At 33.2% G+C, this 15,761-nt stretch carries 13 protein-coding genes; 10 read left to right on the top strand and 3 right to left on the bottom strand.

All coding sequences use genetic code 11. The annotated features are described in order from the left end of the window. The first annotated feature begins 12 nt into the window (after window positions 1–12). The 5 genes from Q0X14_RS06310 to Q0X14_RS06290 all read left to right on the top strand — a co-directional run bounded on the left by Q0X14_RS06310 (window position 13) and on the right by Q0X14_RS06290 (window position 7,336). Window positions 13–2,082 (top strand): peptidylprolyl isomerase, encoded by a 2,070-nt coding sequence (locus Q0X14_RS06310; protein ID WP_297844014.1) that lies wholly within the window; start codon window positions 13–15, stop codon window positions 2,080–2,082. Window positions 2,083–2,165: 83 nt separating this feature from the next. Next, entirely contained in the window at window positions 2,166–2,885 is a 720-nt protein-coding gene (locus Q0X14_RS06305) for a hypothetical protein (RefSeq protein WP_297844012.1), read from the top strand. 926 nt (window positions 2,886–3,811) lie between these two features. Next, window positions 3,812–4,252 (top strand): phage integrase N-terminal SAM-like domain-containing protein, encoded by a 441-nt coding sequence (locus Q0X14_RS06300; RefSeq protein WP_297844010.1) that lies wholly within the window; start codon window positions 3,812–3,814, stop codon window positions 4,250–4,252. Window positions 4,253–4,283: 31 nt separating this feature from the next. Further along, window positions 4,284–5,048 (top strand): DUF6602 domain-containing protein, encoded by a 765-nt coding sequence (locus Q0X14_RS06295; protein WP_297844008.1) that lies wholly within the window; start codon window positions 4,284–4,286, stop codon window positions 5,046–5,048. Window positions 5,049–5,209: 161 nt separating this feature from the next. Then, window positions 5,210–7,336 (top strand): YCF48-related protein, encoded by a 2,127-nt coding sequence (locus Q0X14_RS06290; RefSeq protein ID WP_297844006.1) that lies wholly within the window; start codon window positions 5,210–5,212, stop codon window positions 7,334–7,336. A gap of 255 nt (window positions 7,337–7,591) precedes the next feature. On the opposite strand, the gene Q0X14_RS06285 is transcribed toward Q0X14_RS06290, so the two are convergent. Together Q0X14_RS06285 and Q0X14_RS15600 are read right to left on the bottom strand one after the other, a co-directional pair. Then, entirely contained in the window at window positions 7,592–8,071 is a 480-nt protein-coding gene (locus Q0X14_RS06285) for a transposase (protein ID WP_297844004.1), read from the bottom strand. Window positions 8,072–8,131: 60 nt separating this feature from the next. After that, window positions 8,132–8,404: a transposase gene (locus tag Q0X14_RS15600; RefSeq protein WP_366522799.1), complete on the bottom strand. Its 273-nt coding sequence runs from the start codon at window positions 8,402–8,404 to the stop codon at window positions 8,132–8,134. Window positions 8,405–9,057: 653 nt separating this feature from the next. Between Q0X14_RS15600 and Q0X14_RS06280 the strand changes: the two genes are divergently transcribed. After that, the gene (locus Q0X14_RS06280) at window positions 9,058–10,089 is read left to right on the top strand and encodes a hypothetical protein (RefSeq protein ID WP_297844002.1); all 1,032 of its coding nucleotides are present in this window, start codon (window positions 9,058–9,060) and stop codon (window positions 10,087–10,089) included. Between the two features lie 123 nt (window positions 10,090–10,212). Then, window positions 10,213–10,680, top strand: coding sequence for a hypothetical protein (locus tag Q0X14_RS06275; protein WP_297844000.1), 468 nt, complete (start codon window positions 10,213–10,215; stop codon window positions 10,678–10,680). Window positions 10,681–10,794: 114 nt separating this feature from the next. Here the strand turns inward: Q0X14_RS06275 and Q0X14_RS06270 are convergent, their stop codons facing one another. Then, window positions 10,795–11,445, bottom strand: coding sequence for an OmpW family outer membrane protein (locus Q0X14_RS06270; RefSeq protein WP_297843997.1), 651 nt, complete (start codon window positions 11,443–11,445; stop codon window positions 10,795–10,797). A gap of 79 nt (window positions 11,446–11,524) precedes the next feature. Here Q0X14_RS06270 and Q0X14_RS06265 point away from each other — a divergent pair, with 79 nt between their 5' ends. The 3 genes from Q0X14_RS06265 to Q0X14_RS06255 are packed head-to-tail and all read left to right on the top strand — an operon-like array spanning window position 11,525 to window position 15,760. Then, a complete protein-coding gene (locus Q0X14_RS06265) occupies window positions 11,525–12,142 on the top strand; it encodes a methyltransferase domain-containing protein (protein WP_297843994.1) in 618 nt (205 codons plus the stop codon). Further along, the gene (locus Q0X14_RS06260; protein ID WP_297843992.1) at window positions 12,126–12,632 is read left to right on the top strand and encodes a class IV adenylate cyclase; all 507 of its coding nucleotides are present in this window, start codon (window positions 12,126–12,128) and stop codon (window positions 12,630–12,632) included. Before Q0X14_RS06265 ends, Q0X14_RS06260 begins: the two co-directional genes overlap by 17 nt. Then, window positions 12,629–15,760: a PD-(D/E)XK nuclease family protein gene (locus Q0X14_RS06255; protein ID WP_297843989.1), complete on the top strand. Its 3,132-nt coding sequence runs from the start codon at window positions 12,629–12,631 to the stop codon at window positions 15,758–15,760. Before Q0X14_RS06260 ends, Q0X14_RS06255 begins: the two co-directional genes overlap by 4 nt. The last annotated feature ends 1 nt before the right edge of the window (window position 15,761 follow it).

Below are 15,761 nucleotides of genomic sequence, written 5' to 3'. Positions count from 1 at the left end.
ATGATGGAGAGAATGCGTAGTTTAGCTCCTGCATTCATAATTACAGTAGGTGCTCTTTTTGTTTTATTTATGGTTATTTCTGATTCAAATGTTCTTGAAGCTCTTGGCGGAAAGACAAATTATATCGGGAAAGTTAACGGAAAAGAAATTACTTATCAGGAATTCCAGACTGCACTTGATCGTCAACTCGAAAATTTAAAACAGCAGACAGGTCAGGATATTGATGAAAGTCAGATGGATCAAATCCGCGAGCAGGTTTGGGAATCAATCGTAAATCAGGTTTTGATTGAACAGGCAGTTCAGAAATTTGGAATTACAGTATCAGATGAAGAGATAAAAGAAATTATTCTGGGAGAAAATCCACCTGATTTCCTGAAGCAAAATTTTGTTGATTCACTTGGTAACTTTAATCGTCAGCTTTATGAACAGGCATTATTTGACCCAAGAAACAAAGAAGCTCTGGTTCAGGCAGAAGAATTCGTAAGACAGCAGAGATTAACTCAGAAACTTCAAAGTTATCTTTTAGCTGGTATTGTTGTTACAGAAGATGAGGTTAAACAGAAGTTTATCGATCAGAACATCTCGATGGAAGCCGATTATGTTTTGTTTGATGTGAACAGTGTTCCGGAATCCGAAATTCAGGTTACTGATGCTGACTTAAAAGCATATTACGATAAAAACATAAATCTCTATAAACAACCTCCGCAGAGAAAACTTCAGTTCGTGTTATTCCCGAATGTTCCTTCTGCAGATGATACCAATCTTGTTGTGAAAAATCTTCAGAATATTTTAAGAAAGATTAAAGAAGAAGGTGCAGACTTTAAAGAAATGGTTGATATCTATTCTGAAATTCCATATTCCCGTGATACTCTATCAGTTCAATACTTTACTCCGGAAGCTCTTAAGCTTATCAGTTCTGCAAATCCAGGTGATGTAATCGGACCTGTAGCAGCACCACAGGGTTTTACTCTTTATAAATTTTACGGCAAAGTTACAAGTCCGGAAACATTTGCAAGAGCATCACACATTCTGATTAATCAATATGGAAGTGATGAGAAAAATCTTGAGGAAGCAAATAAAGTTTATCAGAGATTAATTGCAGGTGAAGATTTTGCAAAGCTTGCAAAAGAATTATCTGCTGATCCTGGAAGTGGTAAGAACGGCGGAGATTTAGGATTTTTTACAAAAGGTATGATGGTTAAAGAATTTGAAGATGCGGTATTTAATGGAAAAGTTGGCGAAATTCAGAAACCCGTAAAGACTTCTTATGGTTATCATATTATCAAAGTGACAGACAGAATAAATTATAAATTTGTTGTAGAAAGAATTTCGATGCAGGTTAAACAATCTGCAACTACAAAAGACAGAATTTATAATCAGGCGAATGACTTTTCATTTCTTGCAAATAAAAACGGCTTTGAAAGTGAAGCAAAGTTGATGGGTTATGAAATAAGAGAGACACCTTTATTCAGCGAACAATCCGTTTCAGTTCCTGCAATTGGTCCCAATAAACAATTAGTAAAATATTCTTTTGAAAACAGTGTAAATACAGTTAGTCCGCCATTTAAAACTCCGAGTGGTTATGTAGTTGTAAGAATTGCTGAAGCTTTGGGTGAAAGATTTACTCCTTTTGACGAAGTAAAAGTTTCTATGAAACCGGCAGTAATCAGAGAAAAGAAATTTGAGAAACTTGAAAAGACTGCAAAAGAAGTTTACTCAAAAGCTGGTGGAGATATTTATAAAGTGCCACAGATTCGTCCTGATTTAACCATTCAGCAAACCGGACCATTTACTGCACAAGGAACAATTCCTAATCTCGGAAGAGATTATGCTTTCATTAATAAAGCACAATCACTCGAAGTAGGTAAAACAACCGAGCCATTCAAGGGAATGCGTGGTTATTACATTATGAAACTTACTAAGAAAACTCCTTTTGATAAGGACAGTTATTCTGCTCAGGCAGCTACAATAAAGATGCAGTTGCTTAATGAGAAGAAAGCAAGATTTATAAACGAATGGCTTGAACAGATGAAAAAGGATGCAAAGATTGTAGATAACAGATATATATTCTTCGGATATTAATATTCTTATGATTTTAGCCCCCGATACTCCGGGTAGTATTCGGGGGTTTTTTTATTTTAAACAAAATTCAAAGATTGCATGTAATGAATAAACTAATTCCGAAAATTTTTTTAGTATTGATTTTTGGAGCAGGCTCTGCTTTCAGTCAATATCAGAATCACGATTATAGTATTAGTGTTGGTTCTGTTTACATTACTTCTGCACAATTATTCCTTAACCCAAACTCAAGCGATATCTTTTTACGAAATCAATCATTTGAACTGAAGGATATAATTTCTCCCGGAATCGAGTTAAGATATAAAATCAGCGATGCAGTTGTGATTGGACTTAGTACCGAGTACGGGAGAAAAAGTCAAAGAGGAAATTTACTGACTGTATTAGCCGGAAGTCAAATTATTCAGCTTGAAAGTGAAGATGGCTTTACATTCATTCCGATAGAATTATCTGTTTATAATATCCTTCCATTTTCAACTGAATCATTTAAGTTTAATATGGCTGGCGGAATAGGATTCTATTACGCCACACATACAAGAAAATTTGGTGATACAGATATTTCAAATCTTGAAACAAAACCAGTACTCGGAATTCAGGTTAGTACCGGAATGGAATATCTTGTTAAAGAAAATATCGGTATCAGATTACAACTGAAATTCCGTGCACCCGAAGTAAAAGTTAAAAGCAAATACAACAGTACAACAGTTAATTACAATGGAAACACAATAACAATTCTCCAGGATACATTCGACTCCAAAGTTGGCGTAAACGGTGCAGTGTTTATGCTTGGAGTAAGCTATTCATTTTAATACTAACCAATTAAAACTTTATTCTACTTTTTGTTGGCCTCAAACTTTTCTTATTAAAAGTACATCAGAATTGAAAGAAATATTTTTTTTTGAATAAATGCTTACTTTCTATAGTTAACATTTAAAAATTGTCATTTCGACCCCGACCTGTCGGGGGAGAAATCCTTCAGCACAATCAGCATAAAACCTGATGAATGACTGCCTTTGGTAGATGAATTCTTACCTTCGGTAGGTAAAGACGAAAAAAAATTATAATAAATTTAATTGCCACGCTCTTCAGAGCGTGGAAAAAGTAAACTCTAATAATATGGACTTTAGTCCAAATACTTTTATTGATTGGGCTAAAGCACGGAGTATTTTCTGGGATTTATTCTCACCGGCAAAAATGCCGGCGCAATTAGAAGTATCAATGAATGAATCAATTTGTCATTCCCAATTCCAGATTTACCTGGAAGCTTAACCTTTATTTTTGAATGAATGTCTGCTTTCTTTAGTGAAAATTAGAAATTGATCAATTGTCATTTCGACTCCGACTTGTCGGGGGAGAAATCTTTCATCACGATAAGCATAAAACTTTAGTCCAATTACTTTTATTGATTGGGCTAAAGCCCGGAGTAATTTCCGGGATTATATTTTCACCGGCATAAATGCCGGCACAATTAGAAGTATCAATGAATAAATCAATTTGTCATTCCGGAATTCCTGATTTTTAGTAATGAGAAGGTTTAATTTAGAGTTGATGAATGTTTGCCTTCGTATGTTTTAGTGACAGGATAAATCCTTCCTACAGGATTTGATTTTATTAGAAAGCACTAATGTTTGGTGTTTGTCATTTTACATCTGACAAATAAAAAATTTTTTTCATAATACTTGACTGATTAAAATTAATTTTTTAGGTTTCAACAGCACAAAAGAGAAAATTCAAATTGAATGGTGGAAAGCTAAATAGTGCATCACATCTTCTAACTTCTGAAAAACAGGTAACCAACCCTAAACTCCTTGATCAGGTTAGGATACACCTTAGAGTAAACCACTACAGCCGAAAAACTGAAGAAGCATATATCAGTTGGATAAAGAGATTTATTCTTTTCAACAATAAAAGACATCCCAATGAAATGGGAAAAGACATAAGAGCAATACAAGAATTGCTTGGACATAAATCTGTAAGAACAACTATGGTTTATACTCACGTTATGAATAAATTTAAGGGAGTAAGGAGTCCGCTTGATAATATTCTTAATAGTGTGCAGACTATGTGGAATTTTAAGAAGAAAATGTTTGAAAACATAGAATTTTATAAGAATAGAAAAGAATATAATATGCAGAACCGCCATGCATACTATACGGAATTTTGGCGGGTTAAATAATAGTTATGCAGTTAAATGAAATGGAATAACAATGGATGCAAAAAAGTTCCAAGAATCTGTCACTGAAGAACTTAATGTCGTAAGAAATCGTGTCCGAAATTTAATAGGCAATCACCATTGGGGAGAAGAAGGCAGATATAAAGAAGCCATACTAAAAAACATATTGCGTAAATTCCTTCCCAAAAATATCTCTGTAGGAACGGGTTTTATAATTAGTTCAAATGATCAGCACAGAATCAGTAAGCAAATTGATATTATTATCTATGAGAATGATTATCCTGTGCTTTTTTCAGAAGGTGATTTTATAATAACAACAACGGAAAACGTAAAAGGCATAATTGAAGTAAAATCAAATATCGGATCTGGAAACAATACTTTTCAGAACGTAATTCAGCAATTTGACGAAACAATTCAACCTATCAATAACAATTTTGCAAACAGAAAATTATTTCTTGGCATCTTTGCATTTGAGTTTAGTGGTAATATTGAATCTCAAATAATTGATGAGAATCTAAATCAATCAGCCAAAAATGTAAATCATATCTCATTAGGTAAAGACTATTTCATTCGCAAATGGAGAAGCCAAGATGCCACTCGACTTCAACCACCAGTTACTAACTGCAATAGTGATTTTTACAATATCTATGAAATAACTGACCTTTCTTTTTCTTATTTTATCTCCAACTTAATCGACATTGTTTGTGGTGGTTTAAATGATAGATATTGGTTTTCCTTTCCTATTCAAGGAACTAAAGAAATTCATAGAGTTAGAACAATATGTTTAGAAGATGCATAACAATTGGCTCAACTTGACCGCAGGGGCTGTGCGGTTTTTCAAGGTTGGAAAACCGCATGAAGAATTTTTGGTTATTTAAAATCTGTGTCCCGCAAACCTGCGGCAAGTTAGCCAAAACGTTAGGCATTTATAAAAAAAGTAATCCATAATTGGTCAAAGTATTGCGAATAATAGTTTTTACACTCTCTTGGTATTTGTTTTTTACAAATTTTCTTTCCAGTCAAACAAATCCAATATCTTGGAATTGGCAAAATCCAAAACCACAAGGGAATCACTTATATGATGTTCATGTATTTGAACCACAAAGAGTAATCTCAGGAGGATCTGCTGGAACAATTATTTATAGTACGAACGCCGGAAATGATTGGGAAATAAAACATTCAGTTGGTGGTTATCAAACCACCCCATATACAAAGACAATATGGTCATTAAGTTTCCTTCCCGAAGGTATGGGTTGGGCAACAAGATCGGATGGTCGAATATTAAAATCTACCGATTTTGGAGAGACATGGATTCAACAATACTCAACAGGAGGACCAGCTTTAACTGGCTGTTATTTTGTTAATGAAAATGAAGGCTGGGTTTGTGGCGGAGGAGGTGCAATTTATCACACGACGAATTCTGGAAATATTTGGCTTTATCAAAATTCAAATGTTAATTATTGGCTCGAAAGAATTTATTTTGTGTCATCAACATATGGCTGGGCTGTCGGAGATAATGGTACTGTTGTGACAACTTCTGATGGTGGTAATGTCTGGACAGTTCAGAATGTCCCTTCTTTTTATGGAACGCTATACGACGTTCAATTTCTAAATGAATCTAATGGGTGGCTAGTTGGAAGTTATGGTAAAATATTTAAAACAAATGACGGTGGATTAAATTGGATAGAAAGTTCGAGTCCAACAACTTCGCCAATATTTTGTCTAAAATTTCTTACAGAATCAATTGGTTGGATAGGTTCAATTGGAGGGGAGGTTTACTTAACAACCGATGGAGGTCTGAGTTGGATAAATCGCTTTATACCAACTAATGCTAATATTTTTAAAATAGATTTTTCAGATGAAAATAATGGATGGGCGGTGGGCGTTGGAGGATTTATTGCATCTACAACGAATGGAGGCAATAATTGGACTGAACTTTACTCGAATTTATCATTTGCGCGAAATGAATGGGTTAGTTTTATATCTTCTGAGATCGGTTGGATTGTTACTTCCGATGGATCAATTTATAAAACAACCAATGGAGGTGAAAACTGGTATTCCTATTTGATAGAACCAGGATTATGGCTAAGTGATGGTTGTTTCATAGATAGTCAAAATGGGTGGGTTTCAGGAAGAAATGGAAAAATCTATAAAACAACTGATGGTGGAGAGTCATGGTTTCAACAAATTACAAATGTTAACACTTGGATTCATGCTGTCGAGTTTTCCGATCAAAATTTCGGTTGGGCTGCCGGAGAAAATGGTATAATATTGCATACAACAAATGGAGGAACAACTTGGGAAATTCAAGACACTCCTATTTCTGAAATTTTATTTGGTATGTATGTTCTAAATTCTGAGGTTGTATGGTGTGTTGGCCAAAATGGAATCATTTTAAACACTACAGATGGAGGAGAGAATTGGATTATTCAAAACAGTAATACATCAAATAATTTACGGAATGTTTTTTTTGTATCATCTCAAATAGGTTGGGCAATTGGTCAAGGTGGTACCATTAGGAAAACTACTAACGCAGGCGCAAATTGGTTTGCACAGTATACACCACAAGCTCAGTGGTATGAATCTGTTTTTTTTACGTCAGAAATAAATGGGTGGATAGTAGGAGGCGGGGGAACAATGTTACATACATCAGATGGAGGGAATTCCTGGAATTATCAACCACTGATATTTGAGGAACCATTACTTTCCTGTTATTTTGTTTCTGATACCTTAGGTTGGGTGGTTGGATTGTATGGAACAATTTTAAATACAGGTAATAGATCAATTAACGATATTGATGATAATGAACAAAACGATTTTTTAAAATCTTTTATCCTTTTTCAAAATTATCCTAATCCATTCAATTCAAGAACAACAATAGAATATAATTTAGAAACTTCGGGACAAGTAATTATTGAAATCTTTAATCTACTTGGTGAAAAAGTGGTAGAGTTATTGAATAAATACCAAACAAAAGGGTTACATTCAATTGCCTTTGATTCGTATAATTTGGTAAGCGGAATATATTTATATCAAATTAGGGTTGATGGATTCAAACAAAGTAAAAAAATGGTTTTGCTACGATAAAATGCCTAACCGCTTAAAAAAGTAAAAAGTCCCCAAAGGGGCAGGCAATAGGGCGTAAAAATTTAAAGGGACATAAGTCTAAAAAAGTTCTTTGAAATACTTAACAATCATAGCCTTCGTGATATCAAATGGACTGCAACAGAAAAAACAATGGCAGCCAAACCGCTTAAGGGGCTTAAAAATTATCCCAGATATATAAAAGGCTGGCGCATTACTTCCCATTCCAGCGCAAAGAGTCTGCTAACGAGCTACTAGTTAGACGTCGGGGCTTGTAATGCGCGGCCATTGAACAGATTTCTTTTGTTCTAGGTCAACACCTTTGAATTTGTTATTGAAGTCAGTTTTATATTTGAGAACGTAATAGACTATACGAGCAATTTCTTTGGAGATGATAGCTTTAGCAACCTGTTTTTTCTTCTTTCTGAGTTTAGAGTTATGGTATCGTCTAATCACGGGATAATATTGTAGGGCGTGCACTGCGGCATCGGAGAAAACAATTTTGAGATATTTGTTACCATCTTTAGAAGAAGATTTTTGTTTTACTCTGCCGCCGGAATTGCGGGCAGAAGGAGTAAGCCGGCAGTAAGAGAAGAAATTTTTCTCTGACTGAAAACGGTTAATGTCACCAACTTCTAAAAGGATAGTAAAGGCATTCATTTTCCCGATGCCGGGAATCCAGAGCAGACGTTGAATGTCTTCGTTAGGAATTAGAGATGAATAAAGAGATTTTTCCAAAGTAAGCATTTGTTCTTTAAGTAATTTAGCCTGGATATCAAACTGCTGATACTGAAGCTTTTAGAAATCATTGAGCGATGAAGGATCAGTAATGTTAAACTTCTCAAGCATTCGGTGCATAAAGTTAATGCAGCTTGTTCTTTTTACGGAAAGTCTTAGTCTGGCTCTTAGAGTATCCCGAAGAGTACGGATATCATCGGATATTTTGTAAGCTTCAGGTATAAAATTAAGACGAAGCAGTTGAGCCAGGATGTGGGAATCAACTTTATCGGTTTTAACTTTAGCATAAGCAATGGCTTTTACGTACTTGGCGTGAGCGAGTTTGAGATCAATGCCTTAAGAAGAAAGCAGTTCATTGATCCAGTACCTTCCACCGGTAGTCTCAACGGTTGCAATATGCTGATTATACCGAGAGATGAGAAGTAGTTAAGAATTTCGAAGCTGTTATTGTTTAGTTTGGCTTCTTTAATAATTTTACCGTCAGAATCAACGGTAGTAATGTAAGAGAAGAGTTTATGCTGGTCGATACCAGAGTAAAACATAGGACCTCCAAAAAGTTGTTATAAGAAAAGTTAAAAACTTTTTGGAAATATCCAGCGCCTCAACGCCGACCGCCATTTTGGTTTGGCGCATTTATAATTATTGGCGTTTAGTTTTTGTTTGGCATTTTGTTCTAAGTGTTCTCCGTCAGTTAATGGACTAATTAATTAACCTGCCTGCGGCAGGCAGGTTTGTTTTTGATGCTTTGCTAACCCAATCCCTTTGCTAACGGAAAGTACCTACGGCAAAACCTTTACAATGCGTTCTGGTTTTTCTTTTTGTTAGGGACAACTCTATAGGCATAAATTAGCTGATACTTGAACATTTTCCTTGACACATATTTGATTACTGATGATTTTAATACTTATAAAAAAAGAATTGCTAAACATAGATATTAGCAATTTCTGATAATTTTTAGTTAGTTAACAAAAATTATAAGGTGTTTTATGAGATTAAAAATTATTTTCTCAATTGTCGTTTTTGCTTTCTTAATAAGTTGTAACGATAAAGAATGCAACCTGGTTTCAACAACAGATGAAAACAGGGTGTCATTTGAAATCAGTTTTCTGGATTACTCTGAGGATAATTTTTTTGTTGATGAAGTTTATACTGATACAAGTCCTGGACTCAATTTATATAATTTATATTATGGTAATTTAACCCCAATCGTTCAAGCAAAATATTTCATTAGTGAAATTGAAGTTTATAAAACAGTAGAGCGAGTAGGCGAAAATGGATTTTTGGCAAGCGCACGTATTAACCTTCCACCGAGGGCGGTTTGGCGCAGATATTCCGATTCTTTAAGAAACCTGTCTGAGATTATTCCCGGTGAGATTGAAACAGGAAAATTTAAACTTCTCAGTGTTGGAAGAGATTATTTATTTAATCAGTGTACAGGTTCTTTAAAATTTTTAATTCCAATAAATGAAAATGATCTGGTTGCAGTTGCTTATAAAATTGACAATACAGATCCTTCAGTTGCGGATGATTTGGCATATGGAGAATTTTTTGCAGATCTAATTAATAATTCCGATTCAGTAGGAGTATTAAAACTTGTTAAACCAAGAAACCTGAATCCAAGAATGGAATCTGCCTGGAAACTGAAAATGAAAAATCATTATCAGATTAAACCATTTATTGGAACAATTTCTGATTTAGAACTTGATATTTTTCTCAAAAAAGCAGATGGAACTGAAACTAATTCAATTGGGAATGTGAGGTTATTAGAATTATTCGGATTTGATAAACTGAATGAAAGATTCGAAACAAAGCCAGATGGAAAATTTGATTATCGAATAAATTTAACTTTTATCCCGCAAACTCAAGAAATTATTTTTCCGGTAATAGAACCCTTTGGGAGGAATATTCCAAATAATTTAAGCGAATATAAGTATCAGGCAATTTATGACACTTTAAAGAATTTTCTGACTTTACCTGGAAATAGTTTTTTTATTAAAGGTTCTTATAAACCGTTATAATCATTAGTTTGAATATCGTAATAAAAACTTTTAATTAGCTTATTCAACTATAAATATCTTTTGAAATGATGAAATTTATTATTTCTGTATGCTCTTCTAAACTGATAGTAAAAAAATAAATTTATGCTGAATAAAATTTTTACTTTCATATTAATTATTTTCATCTTCAGTTGCTCTTATAAAAACATTAGTTATTCAACCGGACCGGATTTAATTATCCAAAGTGCTGTTGTTTCTGTCAGATATGAAGATGGCCACGATCAAACAGGTATGCCTGTACAAACACCTTATAAAATGCTTTACATAATACTCAGAATAAAGAATATTGGTAGGGAGCCATTTAATTCATCATTGTATGTCGCAAGTACAAGTTCGGAAGAGGATTTTAAGTTAAATAAATTTACCAGTTTCAAACTATTTGAACCCGATCCGGTAAGAATTTTGCCTGATGAAGTAATTGAATTTGAGTTTACAAAAAGGGTCCCGCGCAGTTCATCACATATTAAATTTCAGGTGAACTTTCATTCCACTCTGGAGAATATAGCAAAGGAAACAGATTATTTTAACAATGTTTATTCTGTAAATTATTAATTTTTCGAAGTGTAAGAATCTTGCCGATTGGTTTTAATTATTAATAAAAATCTGCGGTTTAAATTCCATCTTTTTAATGTTAAGAAGTAACATTATGCTCAATAAAAAAATTTTTCAATACATCAACCCAAGATTTAGTGCGATGAAGAATCCGCTTAAGTTATCTTTGAATCTTCCAAAGAGACTTTCAACTCCATCATCAAAAAACTGAACTCTGAAATATCTTACATTAATTCCCACTAAACTTGATTTATCAATTCCGAAGTTTGCACCAATGCCAACATATCCTCCAAGTGCAAATTTGGATTGGGCATTTCCAAATGCACTGAAAAATTCTTCTTCATAAGGAGTTGTAATTACAAGTGTTGGTCCCACTCCTGCACTGACATAAGGTCTCAGATTATCTTCAATATCTCCTTTGAATAATCTGTATTGCAAGCCCAAAATAAGTGGAAGCTGAAAAACACGATTCTTTTTTCCGATTACAAAAGTTTGTCCAAAGTAATCAATGTATTCAATCTCTCTTTCATCCTTTGCTTCTGCAAATGATAAGTCTGCAAATGCAGTCAGGTTCCCACCGATTTGTCTTCTAAGAAAAGTGCCTAATCCAAATCCCGATTCACCAAACATTATATCAATTCCCCAGGCATTATCAGGATAAATTTCAGGTTCTTTTTCAGGTGCAAGTTTTCCTATTCGCTGAGCATTTAAATTTGTCAACGGAATAACTAATATTAAACCAAGAATAAAAAATATTTTTTTCATGATAACAGCTTATTTATTTCTGCTCGAAAAATACTTATCCGGCTAAAAATAACAATGTATAATTTTATATTCTTTTTATATGAACGATGTAAATAAAAGCGATTTCTGGGAAGAGCTTTACAGGAACAATACTGTAGCGTGGGATTTAAGAACTCCGACTCCGGCTTTTATTGATTTGCTTAATTCAGAATATTTTTTGAATAAGAAGAAAATGTTAGTTGTTGGTTGCGGATATGGTTATGATGCAATTGAAGCAGCGAAAAAAGGATTCAATGTAACTGCGCTTGACTTTTCAGATACGGCAATTGAGTTTGCAAAAACACTTGCCGGAAAAGAGAAAGTCAGTGTTAATTTTTTGGTCGAAGATTTCTTTAATCTTAATACTTCTTTCTTGAATTCATTTGAAATTATTTTTGATTATGTTACTTACTGTGCTATTGATCCAGCCAGAAGAAAAGAATATGCTGATAAAATTTCGCAGTTGCTTAAGCCGGAAGGTTTATTCGCAATTATTCTTTTTCCGGTTGAAAACAGAGTTGGCGGTCCACCTTTTGCCGTTGATGTTAATGAAGCAACAAATTTTTTCTCTGAAAAACTTGAGTTGATTATTTCGACCGATAAAATAAATTCAATTAAACCAAGAAAAGGAAGAGAGTTTTTACAAATTTACAGGAAACCAAATGGCGCGCAATCTTGAAATAAAAGTAAAACTTAATTCGCATAAGAGGATTAAAAAAATTCTTTCAGCCAACAACATTAAACTTGCTGAAATGTTGAAGCAAAAAGATATTTACTACAAAGTAAAAGAAGGTTTGCTGAAATTAAGAATAGAAAACGGAACTCAGACTTTGATTTTTTATAACCGTAATGAAAAATCAAAAAAGCGGTGGTCCGATTATTATTTGCTCGATATAAATACTCCGGATGCAGAAAAATTTTTAGATAAGGTTCTCGATCGGATAATTGAAGTGAAAAAAATCAGAGAACTTTATCTGTATGATAATACAAGAATTCATCTTGATAAGGTTGATAAACTCGGATACTTTCTTGAACTTGAAACAAGAGTTATAAATGGTTTGAGTGATGCTGAGAAGCGATTCAATTATCTGGTAGAATTGCTTGAGTTGAAAAAATATCCTGAGTTAAGGGATACATACAGAAATCTTTTGATAAGAGAATTGAAATGATTCTTTCAAAAAAGAATTTAAAGAAGATTGATATTGATTTTATTCTGAATGAAAAAATTCAGAATGAAAAGCTGAATGAAACTCTTATCGTTGTCCCTACAAACAGGAAAGTGCGTTCACTGAAAAGAGAATTGATTTCACTTTCACCAAATGGGGCAACAGCCAATCTTCACATTCATACTTTATCAACTTTGAGTTTAGGATTGTTCAAGATTACAAACCTTAGTGAATTTTTTCTTCTTGATGATGCGACAGCAGTTGTACTTCTTAATAAAGCTTTCAATAAAATAAAACCATCTTACTTTGCAAATTATAAAGATGAAATTCCTGCAGGCACACTTGACAGAATTAAAAATGTAATTTCTGAATACAAGCGAAATGGTGTTTCTCCAGATTTACTTTTTGAGTTAGCGGAGAATCTTTCGGGAAGTGAAAAAAACAAAGCGATTGATATTGCGAAAATCTACACCGAATATTTTAACGAATGCAAGCAGAATAATTTATTTGAAATAGGCGATGTTTATAAATTTCTGAATGAACTTTCCAATAAAGATTTTAAGAAAGCATTCGATGAATTGTTTAATGAAGTTAATTTTGTTTTGATAAATGGATTTGATGAATTCAGTAATCCTGAAATTGAGTTGCTTAACAGAATTTCTGAATGTCGCCAAGATTTTTTCATTCAGTTTGATTATTACAAATTCAATTCTGCACTGTTCGGACATCTTGACGAATGCTTTACGAAGTTTCAGAAGAAAGGATTTAAAGAAATAACTGATTTATCTGAATCACAGAATCTTCATTTCCATTCTGTTATTCGCGAGAAATTATTTGATTATCAAAAGCATAAACCTCAATCAGTTAATGAGAAAATTTTTATTGTTAATCCTGCAACACCGGAAAAAGAAATCGAGTTCATAGCAAAAGAAATTAAACGATTATTGTTCGAAGAAAAAATTCCACCTGAAAAAATCTGTGTTGCTTTTAATCTGATTTCAGAGCATTCGAAAGTTGTGCGGGATGTATTTACAGAATATGGTTTACCTTTTAATTTAACAGACAGATTCGCTCTGAGCGAATCTCAGCCAATCATTGCACTGATAAATCTTCTGGAAATTATAGAGAACAATTTTTTCTATAAAAATATTTTCAGAACATTAAGCGGAAGATGGATTGAGCTTGATGGAATTGATTTATCAAATCTGCTTCAGGTTGCTTCAAACTTAAAGATAGTTGCCGGCTATAATAACTGGATTGAAACTATTGATAATGCTCTGGAAGAAATTAAAATTATTAATGAAGATGACGAAAGAAATTTTTTACCTGAAGAAAATTATCTGAAAGCAAAAGAGGATATTATATCAATTGCTGAAATACTGAATCCATTTAAATCGAAATTAACCGTTGATGAATTCCGTAATGAACTTGATAATCTGATTGTAAGACTTCAGTTGATTCCCAAAGCAATAAATGATCATAAAGATTACGCTGAAAAAAATGTAAGAGCAATTACAAGTTTTGTTCAAACAGTTCATAATCTTTTTGAGCTGATGAAAATTGAGTTTGGTGAAAAGTCAAAACACAGTCTTTCATTTTATTTGAGGAACATTAAAACGGCACTTCAGTTTGCGCGATACAATCTTCGTGAAAAAATTGATTCGGGAATTCTTGTAACATCAATCAATGAAATCAGAGGATTGAACTTTGATTATCTTTTTATAGGCGGAATGACTGACGGAGAATTTCCCACACGATATCAACCCGAAATATTTTTAAGCGGTTCATTCAGAAAAGAAGATTATAAACATATTCTCGAAGAGCGATATCATTTTTATCAGGCATTGTGTACGGTTAAAAAAGTCTTGTATCTGACTTATCCGAATTCTGATGAAAGAAAACAATTTACACCTTCAACATTCATAAAAGATTTGAAAGATCTTGTTCTGACTTCTGAAATCAAAAGCTCTGATTATGATTTTGTTATAGCTTCGGAAAAAGAACTTCTTTCGACAATTAAAAAAGATGAGATTAAATCTGAACAAGTAAATAAGAATTTAATCGCAGCAGGAATTGAACCTGAGAATCTGATTGAAGAAATAAGTATTGATGAACAAAGATTTCAGAATCCGTTTGATGAAAATCCATATAATGGTTTCTTGTCAGAGCAATTGAGCAAAGAATCATTAGAAAAACTGAAGGCATTATCAGACAGAACTTACTCTGCAACTCAACTTGAGGAATATGCAAAATGTCCTTTCCAATATTTCCTGCGTCGGATATTGTTCATTGAAACTATTGAAGAACCAACCGAAGAAATTGAAGCATTTGAACTTGGAAGTGTTATTCATTCAATACTTTATACATTCTATAAAACGGTTAAAGAGCAGCAAAGAAAAGTTGAAAACTGCAGCGAAGAAGAGTTTGCGGAATTTGTTCAACTTATTTTTTCAATTGCAAAGAAAAAGACTGAGCATATAAAATTTTCTTCGCCATATTCTTTCTTCGAGTATGAAAAAATCTTTGGCATAAATGGAAACATACAACATTCCATACTTTACAAATTTTTAGAAGAAGAACAAAAAGATAAAGAAGGTTTTAAACCTGAATTTTTTGAAATTGCTTTTGGAAGAAAGAACAATTCCGCAGTAGAAGTAAAACTCAATGAAATAAATTTCAGAGGAAAGATTGATAGAGTTGATGTGAATGAAGATGAAAATTTATATAAAGTTATTGATTACAAACTTGGCGGAAGAAAACCTTCAAAAGATGATTTGAATCTTGGAATATCACTTCAGTTACCTTTGTATTTATACGCATCAAAATTATTACTTAAAGCTGAGTTTAAGGAAGAATACAGACCAGCAAGTGCAGAGATATATTCACTCAAAATTTTCAAAGAAGAATTCGGAAGAAAAATTGTTCACAATCTTCAGGGAAGAAAATTCACATTGGAAAATTATATACAAGCTTCTGAAGATTTGATTAAAATATTTGAGGAAGTTGTACCTCATTACATTGAGAACATAAGAAGAGGAGTATTTAATCTCAGCACGCTTGAAAAGAGGGAAGAAAAAGTTTGTGGCTTTTGCGAGTTCAGTTCAATTTGCAGAATTCGTGATGTCGGTTAAA

It is taken from the genome of Ignavibacterium sp. (assembly GCF_025998815.1).
Lineage (GTDB): Bacteria > Bacteroidota > Ignavibacteria > Ignavibacteriales > Ignavibacteriaceae > Ignavibacterium.
This window is presented reverse-complemented; position numbering and strand designations above follow the sequence as displayed.